We start from the raw sequence: 21,379 nt of genomic DNA, 5'->3' as shown, positions 1-21,379 counted from the left end.
GCCGATGGCGCCCGGAGCTAGACACTAAAACTAGGTACAAACTTTTATACTTTCTTATCTTTTTAAAAAAGGCACCTCATACAGACTATCGTTGAAAGATAGTTGTACAAGGCGCCATTGCCTACGAGATTTTATTTTAAAAATAGGATGTTCAAAAAGTCCGGGAAAAATAGCTGTCGAATTTACTTTCACAGGAAGTGATGATCCGACGTTCGCCACAGGACGTGGCGGTATTTAGTCGGGCTTCGTCACTCTGACTCTCCGGTCCTCACGTATTAACACCATACGTTCCGGTCCTCGAGTCTTTCGTCCCTCGAACTTCTCGGCTCTTTTTGTCCTCCTTTTTGAACAAGCTTTAAAATTGACCATAGATTATAATCAAAATATAGTATACATTCTGTTAATTGTAAAGGGTTTCATAGTAAATAACATCTTCTGAACTTCGGCTAAGTGTGTATTCTTTCATTTCTTCAACACTGTTTAAGGTTACTAGCTTTCTTATCTCTTCTAAGCCTTTTCCTGTAAAAGCCGATGAAACAATGATTGGACCTTTTGAAATAACTTGCTTTAATTGTGCAATGGCCTGTAGGATATCGGCACCGTCCGCATCCGCTTTCGTAATAACCCCGATTGGATGCTTCGGTATTCCCAAACTAAATCCTGGAGGAAAGATTTTTTTCCTATTTGTCGCATCTTGTAAATAGATAATATGCGTCACTTCCAGGGAGGTAGCCATAATATTCTTATAAAATAACGGATTTTCCGTATATTCACCAGGAGTATCCACGATCCAATCATAGTAGGTTAATGTTTGTGTTTTTACTGCCTTTACACCCGATCCTAATAAAGCATGTGTTAAAGTCGATTTTCCTGCTCCAATGGAACCAACGAGCAGCGCTCGGTTCATAGCTTCACCCCCCCTCTCTTTACTAGATATCTATTCTAGGATTTAGTAATTGGAGCAGGGGTGTAGCCTAGCGTATCTGCTAGGAAACGATTAATTTCTTGCATCGCGATATCTACCTCTGAGACACTACCGACAATAACCAAACTCCCCGTAAACCGGTCGAGAAAGCCGATTGATACATTTGCCGCCTTTGTTGCTAAATCACCAGCTATTATAACTGTTTCACTTGGGGTTAAGGTTAAGATCCCAAGAGCCCCTGATTCTTGAATTCCTAGCTTTTGAAACATATCTGCATCAGGATTAGCGATTAAATGACTTAATGATACCTGTTTCCCAGGTACAAATTCTTGGATAAATCGCTTTTTTTCTTCACTCATTTGTGAACCTCCTAGTTGGCACTCATATTCACATCTTTATCTACATTAATGTCATCTGTAGGAATATCTAGATATTCATCTTTTCCAATGATACCAGCTTCACGATCCTTTTTCTCAAGCTCTAGTGCCTTTGGTACTGATAACCAATATGCAAAACCTATTGCGATCACACCTGCGGACAATTTACCTACTAAAACTGGCAATATGAGAGTCGGCTGAAAATTGGCAGTAAATGATAGATGGTCTCCTAATAGAAAAGCAGCACAAACTGCAAAAGAAATATTGATAACCTTATCTTTAGGTGGCATTGTACGCACTAATTTAAACATTGCTAAAATATTTGCAATGGTAGCAACTAAACCTGCACTTCCTACCTTACTTAAGCCCATTTTTCTACCCATCGCTTCAAGTGGTCTTGAAGCATATTTTTGAAGTAGATACACCATTGGGAATGCACCAGCTAACATGATACCAATATAACCCGCTGTTTCAAGCGCTCTAAACTGGTCGTCTGCATCTGCCATGATTGGGTGGAAGCCCCATCCTCCAAAAACAGTCGAAAATAATCCAGTAAAAATTTCAACGATGGAGAACACAAGGACAAGCTTTATCCCAGCATCAAGAATTCGACCAAACCACATAAATCCTTTGATCATTAGGTCTGGTAAGTAATATAAACCTAGTGCCAAAATAACAACAAAAATTAGTAGTGGAGATAAATTTAGAAAGATTTTTAAATAAGATAGAGAGAACTCATAAACGGAATCAGAAGTAGTTGATACCACTTCACGGACTTTCGCGTTTGTAATCGTGATAATCACAGTTGAAATAAATGCACCAATTGGAATCGTCAAGATCCCGGACATGACCCCTAAAGCCATGTATTTATGGTCTCTTTTGTCTAACATCGCTAATCCCATTGGAATAGAGAATACGATCGTTGCTCCTGCCATAAAACCTACAATAAGTGCCATAATCCATCCTTCATATGAGGTTTTTAGCACTTCAGCTAGCTGATAGCCCCCCATATCCGATGCAAGAATTGCCGTAGCAGCAATCGCTGGATCAGCTCCAATTTTGTCGAAAAGCGGTCCAAACACTTTATCAATTAACCATGATAAGTATGGGATGGATGCCATAATACCTGCAGCTGGGACAAAAATATGTCCAACTGTATGTAACCCTTCCATAAATTGCTTTCCTAAACCAGTTTCACTGTCTTTAATTGAAGCAATCGCTCCTGCGACAGCACATGCCATGATAATATAGATAACAATATTTCCTACCATTACCATACTATATTCCCCCCAAATCCTATATTTTTTTTGATAAAACTGACTCTATTTATATAAACGGAATACGAAATACCTACTGGTTAGTAAGAAAAGCGCAGGGCGCCCGCCTATCGGCGACAAGCATAAGACAAGCCGGCTGGAAGGTTGTTCTTTACCTTCCGGATGGATTGGCTTATACCATAGAGTCGATGGCGCCCGGAGCTAGACACTAAAACTTGGTACAAATTTTTATACTTTCTTATCTTTTAAGAAAAGCGCAGGGCGCCCGCCTATCGGCGACAAGCATAAGACAAGCCGGCTGGAAGGTTGTTCTTTACCTTCCGGACGGATTGGCTTATACCATAGAGTCGATGGCGCCTGGAGCTAGACACCAAAACTAGGTATACTTTCTTAACCCTTAAAAAGATAAAAAGGTGCCGCGTGATTTTTAAAACCACAAAGCACCTTTGCCCTTTTATTCACTTTTAGTTTTCCTATGAACCGTATTTTAGTATAATTTGCTTTGCTACTTTTTCAATAGTTACTTGTTTATTCATACTGATTTTTCTTAACCGATTATAAGCATCATCTTCACTAAGACTGAGCTTTTCCATTAGTATACCTTTTGCTTTTTCAATACTCTTCCGGTTTTTTAATTTGTCATTCATTTCATCAATTTTTGCCTTGTACAAAGCATTGTTCTCTGCCTGTTTAAAAGCTATTTCTACAGCAGGTATAAGGTTCTGCTCTGAAACTGGTTTAACTAAATATCCTAGAATATTTGACATTTTCGCCTTATCAATAAATTCCTGCTGGCTATAGGCGGTTAAAAGGAGAATGGGTATATTATATTTATTGGTTATAATTTCACTTGCTTTTAAGCCATTGAGCTTTGGCATTTTTATATCCATTATGATTAAATCAGGCGCAATAGTATGCAATAGTTCAATTGCTTTTTCCCCATCACCAGCTTCTCCGATTATTTCATATCCAGCATCCTTTAGCATCATCGCTATGTCTAAGCGGACAATGGATTCATCTTCAACAAGCATTATTCGCTTTTTCACTTTATCCCCCCTCTAGCGGAAAGCTTACAGTGACAGTGGTACCCCGATCTGTATTGCAAATATCAAATACACCTGATAAATCATGTTCAATCATCATTTTGACAATATCTAGTCCAAGCGAAGGTTTAGCAGATGGCAGTATTCCATTACCGTTATCTCTGACGTATAGTTTAGCGACTCCAGCTTCATGGTTAAATGATACTTCCACCTCACCATCCTTAAGTCCTACAAAAGCATGCTTAATACAATTTTGAATAAGCTCATTGACTACTAGTGCTACAGACACAGCCATCTTAGAAGGTAAAAACAATGGTGAGCCTTTGTAACTAATACTAATATTTGTATTCTCATGTTCCTCACTATATACAAGCATATTGCCTATTTTTTCTATTAAACTATAAATATCAACTTCATCCATCTTTGTTCCAGATAAAATCAATTCGTAGACTGAAGCAATACTTAAGACACGGTTAAGACTTTCTAATAAATATATCTTACTATCTTCTGGTACTTTTCTCCTCATTTGCAAACGCAAAAGGCTAGCTACAGTTTGTAAATTATTTTTCACCCGGTGATGAATTTCTCTGATAGCAACCGATTTGACGATTAACTCTCTCTCTTTCTCTCTAAGTTCAGTCAAATCTCGCAAAATAATGAAGATCCCAGCTAATTTACCTTCTTGCTTTAAATTAACCTTTTTTAACTCAAAGATTTTCTTTGATATACTCACTTCATCCATTAATAATTCTTCTTCTGAAAATACGATATCCTTTATTGATGGAATATAGTGTTCAATTGGTATTCCAAGTTTGCAATGGGCATGACCAAGTTCCGTTATTAGGTTTATCGCTGATGGATTCACGTATAGAAGGTTTCCACCCGGTTTCAGTAAAAATAAAGCCTCACCCATTACTTCAGGGATAATCGGTCGATTTTCCGTCAAACTAACCAAAATTTCACTCAACGTTTCCGTTGTCTCTGATAACGCTTTCATTTCGTTTTGATATTGTAATTTTTCACTTATATCCTTCTCCATAATGAGAGTGCCAATTACGTTATTATGTAACCCTATTATCGGAACAACGCTTTGCTCTACTGTTTTTCCTTCTTGGGTTATGGCTCTGTTCAAAAACATTTGCTTCCCAGTTCGCAATGTGAAAAACACCGCTGGTTCAAAGGCCTCATAAGCAAACTTTCCAACCACTCGTTCTTGGTATACAGACTTTGCGGTCTTTGGTATCGCTTCTGCAACAACAATTGCATGACGCGCTTCTTTCGTTAAACAATCGATAAAGATATTAGCTTTTGATAAATCTGCAATTAAAGGTAAGTTTTTACTCACTTCACAAAGCTTATTAATATCTTCATCTTCTAAATTTGTATATTGTCTACATAAGGTTTCCACTTCCACTAATCCCATCATAGTTGACATTCTCCTACTACCGTTATCGGAAAAAATAGAATATATGCTATTTTACTATTGGCAGAAAATTTTGTCAACAAATGTTGATATAAATATATTAGATTCAAATAGTCTTACTATCAAACTCATTTTTTAGTTGTGCGCGCTTTACACCACTTGCTTTATGGTAGAGGATATCATCGATAATATCAGCTAAATAGGCACCTGCTTCAACAGGAGGAATACCTCCTTTATGAATGTTTGAAATGACTGTTCGGTCAGCTTCCACCGTTTTCTCATTAGGCCTGAATATCATATAAGCACTAATGCTTTTTGAGGTTGCTAGACCTGGTCTTTCCCCAATTAGTGAGATAACAACATCACAATCTACAATCCTAGCCACTTCATCTTGAATCCACACTCTACTCCTTTTAATAAAAATAGGGTTACCTACAGATATATTCTTGACCTTTAGCCCTTGGATAAGCGCAGGAAGTAAATCCGGAATATTTTCTTCAATTCCGGTAGAACTAAGTCCATCAGATATTAAGATTTGTACATTCTTTTCTTTCTGACTGTTAGCTTTTAACCAGTTAATTGACTGATCATTTAATTTTCTGCCTGGTTCCAAGTTCATTAAATACTCTTCCATTGACTCTGCTCTTGACTCTAGGATAGGCAAATTCAACGCTTCAATAAACTCTTCTGAAACTCCACGAAAAACTGCGTCTTTGGCGGCAGCATGATCAACTCTGAATGCTAAGTAATCACGTGTCTTCATTCTAGTTCCAGATCTACCAATACCTAATCTTGCTGGTGTTATGGCTTGGGCTTTTTCTATTGTTTCCTTATTTTTGGGATTATCGACAGTCACTTTCTTTTCTTTTCTGTATGTAATCATGTGTGTTACGTCTTTCTTTTCACCGCCATTAACCATAGAAAGTGGGGTTGATTCTTTTGATTGTCTTTGCAGTTCTTCTATTACTTGTGCAACAATTGATTGAACATCCATATTTTTTTGCCCCCTTTAACCAAAGATAGATAAGTCCCCTGCTGCATCTGTTAAACGACCGTTTTCCATAATACCCATCTGTTCTAACCATTTTTCAAATTCACGTAGAGGTCTTAATCCAAGCATTTCTCGTAAACTAGCATCATCATGATAGCTTGTATCTTGATAACTAAGCATAACGTCATCTCCCCCTGGAACTCCCATATAAAAATTTGCTCCAGCAACTGTTGTTAAAATCCCTGCAATCTCCTGATCATTTTGATCCGCAACCATGTGGTTTGTATAGGTCGGGGCAATTCCCATCGGAAGACCATGAAGCTTGCCCATAAATAAATCTTCCAAATCTGCTCGTATCACTTGTCTCCCATCATATAACGTCTCAGGCCCGATAAACCCTGAAACATTATTGACCATAAAAGGCATCCAGTGCCTAGCATACCCATATGTTCGCGCTTCTAATGTCTGCATATCGACACCAGCATGAGCGTCTAATGAAACCTCAGACCCTTGACCGGTTTCAAAATAAAATTGATTAGGACCAGTTGATGTTCCATATTTCCTCATTAAATCAAAGGCCTCGTCAAGCATCGTTTTTGATACTCCAAATTCCTCATTTGATGCCTGAGTACCAGCAAGACTTTGGAACATCAGTGCAATTGGAGCTCCTTTTTGCAATGCTTTCATTTGGGTAGTAATATGTGCTAACACACAGTTTTGGGTTGGAATTTCCCATTTACGAATAAAATCATGGGACATATGCAATAGCCTGGATACAGACTCAATAGAATCATTATTAGGATTAATTCCAATTACCGCATCCCCGGAACCATAGGATAAACCCTCTTTTATCGAATATAAAATACCTTCAGGATTATCACTTGGATGGTTCGGCTGACAACGAAACGCTAACCTTCCTGGCTCACCGATTGTTGTATTACAATGAGCCTGCGGTCGAATTTTCTGAGATGCTAGCACCAAGTCCAGGCTAGACATCAGCTTAGCAACAGCAGAAATCATTTCACTCGTTAATCCTCTACTTATCCGAAAGAGGTCATCGGTTTTCGTCTTATGAGATAAAATAAATTCTCGTAATCCTCCAACTGTCATTCCACTGATTTCTTTGTAAACAAATTCATTAATATCGTCATATATGACTCTAGTTACCTCATCTGTTTCATAAGGAATCACAGGGTTTTCATAGATCTCTTGAAGCGTTATTTCACTCAAAATAAGCTTTGCTGCCATTCTTTCTAAAGAAGAATTGGCACCTAATCGCGCCATTTTATCACCTGATTTCTCTTCACTTGCCTTAGCTAGCACTTCTGTTATCGTTTGAAATTGAAAACTCTGCTTTTTCAATATGCACGATAATTTCATAAAGCTCCTCCCTTCGACTTACTTTGATAAAAGTCAAAAAGGCGCCTAGGTCGTAGAATTGATCACTCTACAACATAGGCACCTTTACCTGTTTTTATTTACTTGTATAAGTAGTATAACAAATTAATTTCTGAAAATATAGTTTATTTTAGAAGTTTTAAATGGTTCACTTTTCTAATTCAGAAGCATGAAAGCTATTTTATTAATTCCAATTTCTGATAGTATCAAAAAATAATCAAGCTGTCGAAACTCTCGACAGCCCAACAATTTGCATATCAGTTATTTTGTTTAATGTCCCTTATATGTTAATAATTTCTCCTACACCAGCTTTTAAGGCCTTTTTATACACGCTTTGAGCGACCATTGTATCTAAATAGGAAATGCCTACGGATTTATAAAATGTGATTTCTTTTTGATTGGTACGTCCGTCTTTTTGACCACAAACGATATCACCGATTTCTCCATAGATAGAATCAGTGCCCCATTTACCTTCTTTCATAGGGACAATAAAATCACCTGCCTCATGAAGGCATCCCTCCATTGTGTCAACCACCACTTTATCACACTTATACAACGTATTTAAGTCCACTTCTTGCATATGGGGTTGATAGGATCCAATTCCATTAATATGCGTTCCTGTTTTCAATACGTTCCCATCAAACAAAGGTGTGGGGGATTTCGAACTACAAATCACGATATCCGCTTCTTGCACTGCCCGGTTGGCATCTTGTTGAATGGTGATGATTCCGTTCCACTGTGGATATAACTCATGTAATTTTTCTTTTAACACATCTGTTTTTTCAATTGTGCGATTATAAAGAATGATATGTTCTAGATTGCGCACTGCCATGACCGCTTGAATTTGCCCTAATGATTGAGCTCCACAGCCTAGCACAGCACATACTTTCGACTCTTTTCTCGCTAGATGTTTTGTTGCAACTCCGCTAGATGCACCAGTTCTTAAAACGGTCAAATAACTCGCATCCATTATCGCTACATGTTCTCCATTAACAGCATCTGTTAATAGAATAATGCCTTGCAGCACTTTTCTACCTACATGTGCATTGTTTGGAAAAATACTAACGACCTTTACCGAGGTAAAGTTTTCTGGTTCTATGTAGGAAGGCATATATAATGTTTCCGCTCCTACTTTTTTATGAGGAATCGACATTCGGATAGGTGCAACAGTTTTACCCTCTGTACCGTAACGGAAGGCCTTTTCTACATCTAAAATGCATTCTTTCATTTTATACAGCCCTCTAATTGTTTGTTCATTCAATAGCAACAACTGACTCACTCCCTGGTCTGAATCTACACATGTCCTATCGAGTCGTCCCATAAGTCCTTATCTTTTGTTTACCATGTCCATATACAGATAAATAAGACTTAGACTTACGAATTATTTATCACATGCATTTGGGCGACTTCTTTTAGTTTTAGGACATCATTAAGCCTAACGACATGTAATTTATATTACCTTTTGTTCCTGTTGATCTAACTTGATATCTCTCGTTTCCCTTATCAACATAATAGCAATTAATGAAACTATGCCTGTGATAATAATGTAAATAGAAACTGGAGTTGAAGAATTATTATATGTAGCTAATAGTGCAGTCGCAATTAATGGGGCCGTTCCGCCTGCTATTGCAGCTCCAAGTTGGTATCCTACCGTAACACCTGTGTAACGAACATTCGTTGCGAAAATTTCTGAGAACATAGTACCTAAAACGGCTGTGATTGGTGCCCAAATAATGCCTAAGCCGATTATAGTTGCAATCGTCAACCATAAAACAGAACCTAATGATAATAAATAAAAGTATGGAAAAGCATATAAAACCATAGCAATTGTTCCACCGATATAAATTGGCTTACGTCCAATCTTATCGGACCATATCCCCATAAAAGGAATCATTATCGTTGTAATAAGCGTTGCAATAGTAACAGCATTTAGTGCTGAACTTCTCTCAAACCCCAACGTACCAGTTGCGTAAGCAATGATAAACGTTGAAAAAATATAAAACGGAGCAGTCTCTACAACTTTAGCTCCCACGGCTAAAAGAACGGAACGCCAATGATACTTAAACGTGTCAATCAATGGCATCTTTGAAATATTCCCTGTTTTTTGTGCCTCCTTAAAAGCAGGTGTTTCATCTAGACCATTTCGAATCCACAATCCAATAAATACTAAAATAGAACTTAAAATAAATGGAACACGCCAGCCCCAAGCTAAAAATGCTTCATCTGGTAATAGAGTCATAAGTGAAATCGATAATGTTCCTAATAACATCCCAATAGTTACACCCATTTGTGGAATACTTCCAAAAAAACCTTTTTTCTTATCTGGAGCATATTCGACTGCAAGAAGAAGCGCTCCCCCCCATTCTCCCCCGATCCCAAGGCCTTGAATTAGCCGTAACGTAATTAATAAAATAGGTGCCCATATCCCAATTGTTTCATAGGAAGGAAGTAAACCGATTAATACGGTAGCAATCCCCATCAAAGATAAGGTCATGACAAGTGTCTTTTTCCTACCGATCCTATCCCCAATATGACTGAATATGACGCCACCAAGTGGACGAATAAAAAACGGAATTGCAAACGAAGCATAGGCCAGCATTAAACCAACTGACGGGTCTTCGGAAGGAAAATAAAGTTTACTAAATACAAGTGCTGCCACGGTTCCATATAAAAAATAATCATACCACTCAATAGAACTACCTATTAAACTAGCTACAAGTGCCTTTTTAGCAACTTTCTCTTCAACTTGTTGATTGGCCATGTGAATCCACCCCTTTTTATTTGTTTGCTAATGATATTGTTGATTCATATGAGGACTAAAAAAGCTTTTTTATCGACACCTCTACGATATCTATGAGTTGGTTTACGGTCTCGCTTGCTTTTTTAGGCTCCCTTTCTTTCACATTTCTAAATAGATCTTCATGCAAATAATATGTGTCCTCAAAAATCTTTTGAATACCAAAAGGCTTTTGCCAAAATTCATGAAAAGAGTCGTATACAGAATCTATCATCTTACAAAGAACAGGATTGTGAGATGCTTCATAAAGAGTCCTGTGGAACAGTAAATCCGCTTTTGCAGTGTCCTCATTTAAAATACGAAGCCGCTCATAAATCTTTAAATTCGATTCCATTTTGCTTATCTGCTCATTTGTTGACCTAACTGCTGCAAGTTCTACAGCCCTACCTTCTAATCCTCTGCGAACATCGCACATTTGAAGTAAAAAAGTTTTCTCACTTTCGATAAATATACGGGTTTGAATTTGGTGTGAGTTAGCATCCTTTACTAAGATGCCTTTTCCATTCACAATTTCTAGAAAATGAAGGGCTTCTAATTGTCTTAATGCTTCGCGAATACTTGTGCGACTGACTCCAAATTTTAATGCAAGTTCCCCCATTGAAGGAATCTTATCCCCTTTTTGTAATTCATTCACTCGAATATACCGCTTCACTTCTTCTACAATCATCTCATGAATTAATTGCTTTCGAACTTGTGTCATAATACCTCCCCCGTAACACCCATCCTTCTCGAAGCTGTCTACCTATCATATAGGTTATTATAGTATGATTATTGTGAATATTTCAACTAATATTTTATTGTTTTTTATTAAATATCCATAACTTACACTTATTCACTTTTTAGAATATAGATAAGAAAAGCGCAGGACGCCCGCCTTTCGGCGCGTCGATTAAAACCCGCCACGTCCTGTGGCGAACATCGACATCAGCAAATCCTATGCAAGTCAAGCATAAGACGAGCCCTGACTGAAGGCGTTCTTTACCTTCAGGAAGTGCTTGGCTTATGACCTCAGGACTGATGGCGCCAGGAGCTAGACACTAAAACTAGGTTCAAATTTTTATACTTTCTTATCTTTTAATAAAATAATACTACTATTGCTACTTTTGATTACCGTTTTTTATTTTTTTCGCAATTTCGGGCATCAGATTGCTCTTTTGGTTACCGTTTTTTATTTTTTTCGCGATTTCGGGCATCAGATTGCTCTTTTGGTTACCGTTTTTTATTTTTTTCGTGATTTCGGGCATCAGATTGCTCTTTTGGTTACCGTTTTTTATTTTTTTTGCGATTTCGGGCATCAGATTGCACTTTTGATTACCGTTTTTTATTTTTTTCGTGATTTCGGGCATCAGATTGCTCTTTTGGTTACCGTTTTTTATTTTTTTTTGCGATTTCGGGCATCAGATTGCTCTTTTGATTACCGTTTTTTATTTTTTTCGTGATTTCGGGCATCAGATTGCTCTTTTGATTACCGTTTTTTATTTTTTTCGTGATTTCGGGCATCAGATTGCACTTTTGATTACCGTTTTTTATTTTTTTCGCGATTTCGGGCATCAGATTACTCTTTTGGTTACCGTTTTTTATTTTTTTTGCGATTTCGGGCATCAGATTGCACTTTTGGTTACCGTTTTTTATTTTTTTTGCGATTTCGGGCATCAGATTGCTCTTTTGGTTACCGTTTTTTATTTTTTTCGTGATTTCGGGCATCAGATTACTCTTTTGGTTACCGTTTTTTATTTTTTTTGCGATTTCGGGCATCAGATTGCACTTTTGGTTACCGTTTTCGATTTTTTGCGGAGTTTCGGGCATTAGGTTACTCTTTTGATTACCGTTTTTTATTTTTTTCGCAATTTCGGGCCTTGCACTTTAACTTATTAACGCACCAGTGGTTAGGCACCTATACCATAACAGCATTAAACTCAAACCTAAAAATCCGCATTAAAAAAGCCCTGCAATAATAACTTCTGCAGGGCTTTTTTGCTATTAATCACTGTGTCTATTTTAAAGAGCTAGGCTAGCACTGGTACATAACCTACATACGAATATACGCCCCAGGTCCAAGTGGTAGTCCAAACAGGTACCATACGATGAATAGTATAATCCACACGATTGCGAATGCAATGGAATACGGAAGTAAGGATGACATGAAGGTTCCGATTCCAATTTTTTTGTCATATTTTTGTGCAAAGGTTAAGGCGATGGCAAAATAAGCGAGCATTGGTGTAATTGGGTTGGTAATGGAATCCCCTATGCGATACGCCGCTTGTGTAAATGCTGGGCTATAGCCTAGTATCATGAACATCGGAACAAAAACTGGTGCAAGAATCGCCCACTTAGCCGAAGCACTAGCTACCAATAAGTTAATTAAAGCAGCGACAATGATAAACCCAATTAATAACGGAAGGCCTGTAAGTCCAATCGCTTGTAAAAATTCTGCACCTTTGATAGCAACGATTGGTCCTAGGTTACTCCAACTAAAGAATGTGATCATTTGTGCTGCAACAAACGCGATAACGATGTAAGTTCCCATACCTGACATTGATTTTGATAAATGGTCAGCAACATCTTTAGATGATGTTAGAACTTTTGCTGCAAATCCGTAGAATAAAGCTGGAACTAGGAAGAACAGCATCATAAGTGGAACTAAGCTGTTCATAAAAGGTGACACGGTTAATGAGCCAGTTTCAGGGTGTCTTAAAAGAGCATCCTTAGGTAAAGTTAAGAATAAAACAATAAGAGCCAGTACGCCGAGGGAAATAGCAGCCCATTTTAATCCCCTTTTTTCTAAAGCGGTTACTTTTTCCATTTTAATTATTTCGCCAGTGTATACCCCTAAGCGAGGCTCAACAATCTTGGCTGTTACAAACACAGCTACAGGCACTAACACCAGGCAAGAAACAACTAAAAAGTAATAGTTCATAGCTGGATTTGCTACATAACTAGGGTCAATTAATTGTGCACCCGTTTGGGTAAATCCTGCAACTAAAGGGTCAAGCATACTCAGAATTAAGTTAGCACTAAAACCACCTGCAACTGATGCATAAGCGGCGGCAAGTCCGGCGATTGGATGTCTACCAAGTGCGACGAAAATCATTGCAACAATCGGAGGTAAAACAACCATCGCTGCATCTGCTGCTGCATTACCAAGCATAGCTACAAGAACGATCGTTGGTAAAATTAATTTCTTTGGAGCATTTAAAATTGTCGTTTTCATAAAAGCAGAAATAAGTCCAGTTGATTCAGCCACACCAACACCTAGCATAACGACTAGCACTAATCCTAGCGGTGGAAAGCTTGTGAAGTTAGTAACCAAACCTCCTAAGATTTTGATTAGACCTTCACCATTTAATAGATTTATAGCAACGATTTCCTTACCATCCGCTGGATTAACTGCGGTAGTACCTAGAGCCCCAAATATGGCTGATGCAACAAGGATCAAAAGCGTAATGAAAACGAATAACATGACAGGATCAGGAAGTTTGTTTCCATACTTTTCAATAAAGTCTAGAAAAATATTAAAGAAACCTTTTTTCTTCTTGGGTGACCCTTCCACTTGCGGATTTGTATTCACTTATTTTCCCCCTCACTTCTTTCAAAAGAATTTTGGTAAAAAAAGTTACTCAATTTATTTGTTGTAGTTCATTACTGCCTTACCGAGTATTTTTGCAGCAATCAACATCGACCGCTCATCGATATCAAACTTAGGGTGGTGATGTGGATAGGTAACATCCCAATCTGGGTTACCAGCTCCTGTAAAGAAGAAAGTCCCTTTCACATGTTCTAAATAGTAAGCATAATCCTCTCCACCCATTTGCGGAGCAATTTCATAAACATTTGTTACACCAGGTACAGATTTGGCTAATTCAGCAACAAATTCTGTTTCCTCAGGATGGTTTACAGTCGCTGGATAACCTCTTACAAAATCAAAGTCATAATCTACATCAGCGGCCAAACATGTTCCTCGAACAATTCGTTCCATTTCTTTTTCCACTTGATTACGGACATCCTCTTTAAACGTTCTAACTGTGCCATCAAGCTGTACAGTATCTGCAATAACATTAAAAGCATTCTGTGCTACAAAATTTCCAACAGACAAGACTGCAGATTCTATCGGATCGACGCGGCGGCTAACAATTTGCTGTAAATTGGTCACTAATTGACAAGCTACAACTAAAGAGTCCTTAGTTAAATGTGGCTGTGCACCATGTCCGCCTTTACCTTTAACCTTAATATGAAAGCGGTCAGCTGCTGCCATGGTCGGGCCACTTCGAAAACCAACTTCACCATAAGGCCCCGTTGCCCATACATGGGTTCCGAAAATGACATCAACACCTTCAAGACAGCCATCCTCAATCATCGCGATAGCTCCCCCCGGCTGATACTCCTCTGCATGTTGGTGGATAAAAACGATCGTACCATGTAATTCATCTTGGATACTATTTAACGCTTTTGCGAGAACCAATAGCCCGGCAGTATGAGCATCATGGCCACATGCGTGCATTACACCGTCTACTTTTGATTTAAATGGTACATCGGTTTCTTCATGGATAGGCAAAGCGTCAAAGTCTGCACGCAAGGCAATCGTCGGACCTGGTTTTTTCCCTACTAATTTAGCGACAACCCCTCTTTCTCCGACACCAGTTCGAACCTCATGACCGAGTTCCTCATGATATTTCGCAATATACTTCGGTGTTTCCACTTCTTTAAAAGAAAGCTCTGGATTTTCATGCAAATGGCGGCGAATGTGCACCGCTTCATCATATAATTCATCTAGTTTTCGAAATAGTTTTTCCATATTAATTCTCTCCCCTTTTTAAAAAATTTCAGATCCCAGCCTTACTAATTTAAACAAACTGACCTGCTGAAATAGGTATGACAAGGTAGATTCGCTTCCCCCCCAATATGTAAATATTTCCATTAAAAATTAAATATTTAAAATAATTTGATTTTTTCAATCTTATCCTAATTGACTGTCCATCGTCAATGGATTTTTTAATTTTTTTTTGCAATAAAAATTTTTTAAAAGGTACTATTTTCCACTTGAATAAAATTAAAAAAACGAACACTGATACGTGCAAATAAATGGGTTATTATCCCATTCATTGACCGATCGGTTCGTTAGCGGACTGATTATACTAGGGGCCCAGCTGTATGCACCTCTAAACGGGTTATACCTTTCCCCTTACTTTTTACTTTATCTAAAACAACACCTTGAAGTTCAGAGGTTTCCTTTACATGTGTACCGCCACAGGCCTGTTCATCAATCTCACCGATTTTCACTAGGCGAATTTCCTTAACAAATGGAGGAATTAAATTGACAACCGTTTTAATGGCACCAGAAATATTTTCAGCCTCTTCCCTTGGTAACACACGGGTACTGATTACATGATTTGCCTTGATCTCCTCATTTGTCTGCTCAATCGCAGCTGCGATTTCTTCCTGAGATAGCGAACTGATTTCGGTTAGATCAATTCTTGCTTTTTCAGGGTGGATCTGATTCCCAGTACAGAGAGATCCATACTTCCTATGAAAAACACTAGCCATGACATGTAATAGAGAATGGTGCTTCATTAGTTGATAGCGCCTTTCCCAATCAATTTTTGCTTTAACTTCCCCTTCAACTAACCCTTTTGCATCTTTGAGATAGTGTACGACCTGACCCTGTTCCTTTTTCACATTTACCACGTCAAAGGTTTGTCCATTCTGAACCAGGAAGCCGGTATCATGTTCCTGGCCACCTCCTGTAGGGTAAAAAACCGTTTGGTCCAACACTATTTTATTTTCATCAATTGAAAGAATAGTTGCCTCACATTCTTGTAAATAGCTATCTTCTAGAAATAATTCTGTCATTTTAATGTCCATCCTTTCTCTTAAAATAAGTCCCTTTTGTTATTTATCAAAAACACATTTAATAGTTTTGATTAATCATGGCATATTTTTTTATATTTTACAAAAAATTTTTATCAGAATAAAAAATTAATTAAATTTTATTGAATTTTTTAAATATTTAATACTATAATGTCAGTAATACATAAAAGGGGGAATTCTATGTTAATTGAAAATAAGATTGAACAGCTTGGGTATAACTTTCCGGAATCCCCGGAACCATTAGCGAATTATGTGACAGTAAGAAAACATGGTCAATTACTCTATACTTCTGGCTCTGGACCTATCGTAAATGGGAAGCCTGTAATTCAAGGTCGTGTTGGAGCCGACGTTACACTCGAGGAAGCTTATGAAGCTGCCAGATTAACAGCAGTCAATCTTCTCAGTATGATAAAAAACGAAGTAGATGATCTCCAACATATTCGGGTGATTAAGCTTTTAGGGTTTGTAAATAGCAGTCTTGACTTTTACAGACAAGCGGAAGTTATTAATGGGGCGTCCGACTTACTAGTTGAAGTGTTAGGTGAAAATGGCAGGCATGCTCGTTCAGCAATTGGTACAAGTGTATTGCCATTTAATTTACCAGTAGAAATTGAAATGATCGTAGAAGTTATTGATAACAATAAGGGGGAAAATTAAATGTATGTCAGTTTAAAAGATATCCAGCAGGCCCGCGCAGTTTTAGCAGGGGTCATTCATCCAACACCACTTCAGTTCTCACAGACCTTTTCACACATTTCCGGTAACAAAGTATATCTCAAACCAGAAAACCTTCAAAAAACCGGTTCATTTAAAATCCGTGGAGCTTACAATAAGATTATTAATCTTTCAGAAGAAGAAAAAGCACGGGGAGTTGTTGCTTTCTCAGCAGGTAACCACGGGGCAGGCACAGCCTACGCTGCACAAATGGCTAACATCTCTGCAACTGTTGTTATGCCCGAAAACCCTGTGCCTAGTAAAAAAAGAGCGATTACTGAGCAATACGGAGCTAGAGCGATTGAACACGGTACAGATTCCATTGCTATGTTTAGAAAAGCTCTAGAGCTACACGAAGAAGAAGGCCTGGCGATGATTCATCCATTTGATGACCCTTATACAATTGCTGGTCAAGGAACAATTAGCTTAGAAATATTAGAAGAACTTCCTGAACTAGATGCGATTATCGTACCTGTAAGCGGTGGCGGTCTGATTTCAGGAGTTGCAGCAGCAGCAAAGGAACTTAAGCCTTCCATTAAAATTATTGGGGTGAATACTGAAGGAGCGACTGCGATGTATAGCTCACTTCAAGCAGGGCAACCGGTTGAGGTTGAGAAGGTTGAAACGATCGCTGACGGCTTAATGGCAAAAAAGCCTGGCGAATTAACGTTTGCCCATACTCAAAAATATGTGGATGACTTGGTGCTAGTATCCGAAGAAAAAATTGCAGATGCCGTTGCCTTCCTTGCCGAGAGAGCAAAACTAGTTGTTGAACCTTCCGGAGCAGCAGCCATTGCGGCCTTACTTAATCATCATACTGGCATTAAGAACAAGAATGTTGCTGTTATGGTCAGTGGCGGAAATATTAGCTTTGAACTCTATCAATCTTTGATTCAAAAATATAATGAGCGAAACTATGCAGGTGTGAAATGAAAACGCTAATTAAGAACACTACCATAATTACTTGTGAAGGTGAGCAGATTATTCAGGGCGATATTCTTTTTGATGAGTCTGGCATACTTGAGGTTGCAACTAAAATCGAGCCACCACTTGATAATGCTACCTATGTTATTGATGGAACAGGAAAAACCGTGTTGCCAGGCTTAATCGATTGCCATGTTCACCTTGGAATGGATTGCTCTCCTGACCCATTTAAACAAATTGCCCAGGATGATGAATCAAAGACCGCTTTTTTAGCCCATCAACAGGGGCAAGAATTTTTAAAAGCTGGAATCACAACCATTCGAAATTTAGGGACCCGCTATAATGTTGACATTAAATATCGGAATGCAATTAAGCAAGGGTATGTAACAGGACCAAGAATCTACGCTGCAGGCCGACCAGTTGTCATGACTGGTGGACATGGTCATGTTATGGCAATAGAGGCAGATGGGGAAATAGAAATTAGAAAAGCAGTAAGATCCCAATTAAAGGCTGGGGCTGATGTAATTAAATTAATGGCGACTGGTGGTGTGTTAACAGAGGGAAATGAACCAGGATCAACCCAATTAAGTGAACATGAATTACGCTGTGCTTGTCAGGAAGCGACCAATGCTAATAAAACAACGGCGGCTCACACAATTGGAACGGATGGCATCAAAAATGCGATTCGTGCAGGAGTAACTACGATTGAGCACGCCTATCTTTTAGATGATGAAGCCGTCGAATTAATGAAAGTGTACGGAACATATGTCGTGCCTACTCTTGTTGCACCTACACTTATTCTCGACAATACAGAAGGAATTCCAGTGTCTATGCTTGAACAGGTTAAGGCATTAATTGAAGAGCATCGAGTCAGCTTTAAAATGGCCCATTCTGCTGGAATCCCTATTGCAGCAGGAACGGATGCTGGTACGCCATACAATTTCCCAGGGTTAATGGCAGATGAACTTGCACTTTATGTAAAAGAAGGGATGACGCCTTTAGAAGCGATTAAGGCTGCAACCATCACAGCGGCTAAGGTCGTGAAAGCTGACCATTTAATCGGTTCATTGGAAGCAGGAAAACTCGCGGATGTGATTATTGTTGCTGGAAATCCGTTAGAGGATTTGTCAGTCTTGAAAAATGTTGAATACGTATTTAGCAATGGAAATCTAGCTTTTTCTCAAACTATTACGAGAATGGAGATTGAGCAAAAGTGTTAAAAGGTCAAGAACTGCATCCTTTACTCAAAACATTTATACCAATCGCAGAAGGAATCGCCAAAACCTTTGGTGATTTCTGCGAAGTCGTTCTACATGACTTTTCAGATCACTCCTCTTCAATAGTAGCGATTTTTAATGGTCATGTTACAGGGAGGAAAGTCGGTTCACCCATTACAAGTCTTGGTCTTGAAATCATAAAAAAAGGCATGCAAGGCGAAGAGCATTTAATAAACTATGCCAATGCCGCCAAGCACAGTACGATTAAATCAAGTTCAATGTTTATTAGAGATGAAAACAATCAAGTAATTGGTTGCTTATGTATTAATATCGAAACCGTCTACCTACAAGTTGCCAGGCAGGTTATTGAAAACCTTGTCGCCTTTGAACCAGTCAATCAAATTCAAGAAGAGTTTGCACCTAATATTAACGTCTTACAGGATCAACTCATCGAAGAAGCCATTGAAAAAATTGGAAAACCAGTACCTCTGATGGATAAAAATGAACGAGAAGATTTTATTAGGCACCTCGATACTAAAGGTCTATTCCTAATAAAAGGGGCGGTCCAAAAAGTAGCCGACCTACTCGGTGTTTCGAAATACACGATGTATAATTATATTGATAAACACTAGGGAACACGGAAACACGGGGACGGTTCTCGTGTTTTCCTAATTATTTCCATATAAAAATAATAATAATTGGGGACGGAGGGACAGGTAGTTTGTCCCGGGGGAGTAATAAAAATATTGAGTTTTGAAAAAAGCATCCCTTTCCGCGAGAACTAGGAGGGATACTTTATACCAAACACTTCCGCTTCGTGAACGATGTCTGACTAAATATCAACTTTCCGATGAGACACTTTCTAGAGGACAAGGTACCTGTCCCCTTTGTCTCCTCGATGACAACCCTAAATAAGCTCTACATTCAATTGCTCCAACAACCACTTCGGTACAACAAATCGTGCAGTCATTAGTGGGTCTACAATTTGGCAGATTTCCGCTTGGCCCGCTGCGCTCATGAGCATTGTGACTTCGCTTAATGGAAGACCTGATTTTGCAACAATGCGATCAATCATTTCTTCTGTTGCTACCTTACATGCTTGATCTAGTGTTTCTGCTGAGACAATTTGTGTAAACACTTCATCATTTTCTAGCATTGGATGTTGAAGCTTTACATCTTTTAGCACTTCAAGTGTAACCGTCGCTTTTCCAGGGATCTCGATTCCGGATACACTGATTTCTCCGTCTCCCATTGCGGCGTGAAAATCACCTAATCCGAAGAGTGCTCCTTCTGTAAACACAGGGAAATAGAGGGTTGCACCTTCTGTTACCATTTTGTTATCCATATTTCCACCATGGTTTCCAGGCGTTCCACAGTTAACCCCTTCACCCTCAGGTGCTACACCAATAACTCCAATCATCGTATTGATTGGAATTTCAATATTGTTAAAAAGTGCTTTCCCATCACGTACAGGGATAATTTTCGCTTCCATTTCAGTGATGCGATGTCCCATTACACCTAGGTTTGGACCTACTACCATCACACCTTGGTCGCCGATTTCAAGCTTCTCAATCTTCACCTTTAACACATCTCCAGGCAGCGCTCCTTCTACATAAATAGGACCTGTTGCTGGATTAATTTGATTCCAATCAATTTCTGTCACCACTGTTTCAGCAGATTGGATTTGATCTGTAAAACAATCATAGGTTTCAATTTCAATCGTTATCCCAGAGGCAACGGTTTTTACTGGCTTGTGATTCTTGTTAAAATCATAAATGATCCCTGATTCGCGTGTTAAAATTTCCATGGTTAGTCCCCCTTATTGGATAGCCCAGTGACAAAAGGACAGGTACCTTGTCCCAGTAGAAAGGGATAATAAAAACTAAATTTCTAGATTACATTATGTCATAGTGTTTAATTGGAATATTCATGTTATTCCCTAATAAATTATATCAAAAAAGAATCCTACTTAAAATAGTCGGATTCTTTCATTTGCACTTTGCAAGTACGGGATATTTTGCAAAATTATCTTGGATGAGTTTAAATCGCTACGGATTGAAAAACTTTCTAAACGGCATATACAATGATAATGTCGTTAGCACAATCTCCTTTGCATCCAGCTTTGTTAAGAAGTATTCCATCAACCAGGAGGATTGAACCATCTAATGATTAAGCACAATAAACCCTGCCAGGTCAGTTGGTAAAAAAGCATTGATCTGTTCTGCTCCATATCTTCCTTGAAAACCATCACCTTATTAAAATAATAGGTACCTCACCCCAAGTCGTAGGTAAAACTGTTGATATATTAGATTAAGTTATTTATAATAAGGATAAAATAAGAAAAGCGCAGAGCGCCCGCCTATCGGCGACAAGCATAAGACAAGCCGGCTGGGAGGTTGTTCTTTACCTTCCGGACGGATTGGCTTAT

The 21,379-nt window shown here is 38.5% G+C and carries 20 protein-coding genes; 4 read left to right on the top strand and 16 right to left on the bottom strand.

Annotated elements, in window-relative coordinates; genetic code table 11:
* Positions 1 to 400: 400 nt before the first annotated feature.
* From PY093_RS04590 to PY093_RS04520, 15 genes are all read right to left on the bottom strand, one after another.
* Positions 401 to 907, bottom strand: a complete 507-nt coding sequence (locus tag PY093_RS04590) for a EutP/PduV family microcompartment system protein (protein ID WP_275644700.1) — start codon at positions 905 to 907, stop codon at positions 401 to 403.
* 35 nt (positions 908 to 942) lie between these two features.
* Positions 943 to 1,284: a BMC domain-containing protein gene (locus tag PY093_RS04585; RefSeq protein WP_275644699.1), complete on the bottom strand. Its 342-nt coding sequence runs from the start codon at positions 1,282 to 1,284 to the stop codon at positions 943 to 945.
* 11 nt (positions 1,285 to 1,295) lie between these two features.
* A complete protein-coding gene (gene eutH, locus PY093_RS04580) occupies positions 1,296 to 2,579 on the bottom strand; it encodes an ethanolamine utilization protein EutH (protein WP_275644698.1) in 1,284 nt (427 codons plus the stop codon).
* A 473-nt stretch (positions 2,580 to 3,052) separates the two neighbouring features.
* Complete coding sequence (locus PY093_RS04575; RefSeq protein ID WP_275644697.1) at positions 3,053 to 3,625, bottom strand: ANTAR domain-containing response regulator; 573 nt, start codon at positions 3,623 to 3,625, stop codon at positions 3,053 to 3,055.
* Position 3,626: 1 nt separating this feature from the next.
* Complete coding sequence (locus tag PY093_RS04570) at positions 3,627 to 5,048, bottom strand: sensor histidine kinase (RefSeq protein ID WP_275644696.1); 1,422 nt, start codon at positions 5,046 to 5,048, stop codon at positions 3,627 to 3,629.
* A 103-nt stretch (positions 5,049 to 5,151) separates the two neighbouring features.
* On the bottom strand, positions 5,152 to 6,039 hold the full coding sequence (gene eutC / locus PY093_RS04565; RefSeq protein WP_275644695.1) for an ethanolamine ammonia-lyase subunit EutC: 888 nt from the start codon (positions 6,037 to 6,039) through the stop codon (positions 5,152 to 5,154).
* 15 nt (positions 6,040 to 6,054) lie between these two features.
* Complete coding sequence (locus tag PY093_RS04560; RefSeq protein ID WP_275644694.1) at positions 6,055 to 7,416, bottom strand: ethanolamine ammonia-lyase subunit EutB; 1,362 nt, start codon at positions 7,414 to 7,416, stop codon at positions 6,055 to 6,057.
* A 298-nt stretch (positions 7,417 to 7,714) separates the two neighbouring features.
* On the bottom strand, positions 7,715 to 8,704 hold the full coding sequence (locus PY093_RS04555) for an ornithine cyclodeaminase family protein (RefSeq protein ID WP_275644693.1): 990 nt from the start codon (positions 8,702 to 8,704) through the stop codon (positions 7,715 to 7,717).
* Between the two features lie 180 nt (positions 8,705 to 8,884).
* Positions 8,885 to 10,195, bottom strand: a complete 1,311-nt coding sequence (locus tag PY093_RS04550; RefSeq protein WP_275644692.1) for an MFS transporter — start codon at positions 10,193 to 10,195, stop codon at positions 8,885 to 8,887.
* 55 nt (positions 10,196 to 10,250) lie between these two features.
* A complete protein-coding gene (locus PY093_RS04545) occupies positions 10,251 to 10,931 on the bottom strand; it encodes a FadR/GntR family transcriptional regulator (RefSeq protein ID WP_275644691.1) in 681 nt (226 codons plus the stop codon).
* Between the two features lie 397 nt (positions 10,932 to 11,328).
* On the bottom strand, positions 11,329 to 11,577 hold the full coding sequence (locus PY093_RS04540; RefSeq protein WP_275644690.1) for a hypothetical protein: 249 nt from the start codon (positions 11,575 to 11,577) through the stop codon (positions 11,329 to 11,331).
* A gap of 16 nt (positions 11,578 to 11,593) precedes the next feature.
* Entirely contained in the window at positions 11,594 to 12,037 is a 444-nt protein-coding gene (locus PY093_RS04535; protein WP_275644689.1) for a hypothetical protein, read from the bottom strand.
* 223 nt (positions 12,038 to 12,260) lie between these two features.
* Complete coding sequence (locus PY093_RS04530) at positions 12,261 to 13,799, bottom strand: AbgT family transporter (protein WP_275644688.1); 1,539 nt, start codon at positions 13,797 to 13,799, stop codon at positions 12,261 to 12,263.
* A gap of 54 nt (positions 13,800 to 13,853) precedes the next feature.
* Positions 13,854 to 15,023, bottom strand: a complete 1,170-nt coding sequence (locus PY093_RS04525) for a M20 family metallopeptidase (RefSeq protein ID WP_275644687.1) — start codon at positions 15,021 to 15,023, stop codon at positions 13,854 to 13,856.
* Between the two features lie 335 nt (positions 15,024 to 15,358).
* Positions 15,359 to 16,078 carry an alanyl-tRNA editing protein gene (locus PY093_RS04520; protein ID WP_275644686.1) on the bottom strand — a complete coding sequence of 240 codons (720 nt, stop codon included), beginning with the start codon at positions 16,076 to 16,078 and terminating at the stop codon, positions 15,359 to 15,361.
* Between the two features lie 198 nt (positions 16,079 to 16,276).
* On the opposite strand from PY093_RS04520, the gene PY093_RS04515 reads away from it, so the two are divergent.
* Genes PY093_RS04515 through PY093_RS04500 form a run of 4 tightly spaced genes read left to right on the top strand, consistent with a single transcriptional unit; the run spans position 16,277 to position 19,583 of the window.
* Positions 16,277 to 16,753, top strand: coding sequence for a RidA family protein (locus tag PY093_RS04515; RefSeq protein ID WP_275644685.1), 477 nt, complete (start codon positions 16,277 to 16,279; stop codon positions 16,751 to 16,753).
* Positions 16,754 to 17,743: a threonine ammonia-lyase gene (ilvA, locus tag PY093_RS04510; RefSeq protein ID WP_275644684.1), complete on the top strand. Its 990-nt coding sequence runs from the start codon at positions 16,754 to 16,756 to the stop codon at positions 17,741 to 17,743.
* Positions 17,740 to 18,954, top strand: coding sequence for a metal-dependent hydrolase family protein (locus PY093_RS04505; RefSeq protein ID WP_275644683.1), 1,215 nt, complete (start codon positions 17,740 to 17,742; stop codon positions 18,952 to 18,954). Before ilvA ends, PY093_RS04505 begins: the two co-directional genes overlap by 4 nt.
* Complete coding sequence (locus tag PY093_RS04500) at positions 18,948 to 19,583, top strand: helix-turn-helix transcriptional regulator (RefSeq protein ID WP_275644682.1); 636 nt, start codon at positions 18,948 to 18,950, stop codon at positions 19,581 to 19,583. Before PY093_RS04505 ends, PY093_RS04500 begins: the two co-directional genes overlap by 7 nt.
* 275 nt (positions 19,584 to 19,858) lie before the next feature.
* On the opposite strand, the gene PY093_RS04495 is transcribed toward PY093_RS04500, so the two are convergent.
* On the bottom strand, positions 19,859 to 20,758 hold the full coding sequence (locus tag PY093_RS04495) for an acetamidase/formamidase family protein (RefSeq protein ID WP_275644681.1): 900 nt from the start codon (positions 20,756 to 20,758) through the stop codon (positions 19,859 to 19,861).
* Positions 20,759 to 21,379: the final 621 nt, after the last annotated feature.

Origin of the sequence: Cytobacillus sp. S13-E01 (assembly GCF_029193815.1) — a bacterium.
Classification (GTDB): Bacteria; Bacillota; Bacilli; order Bacillales; family Bacillaceae_L; genus Bacillus_BV.
This window is presented reverse-complemented; position numbering and strand designations above follow the sequence as displayed.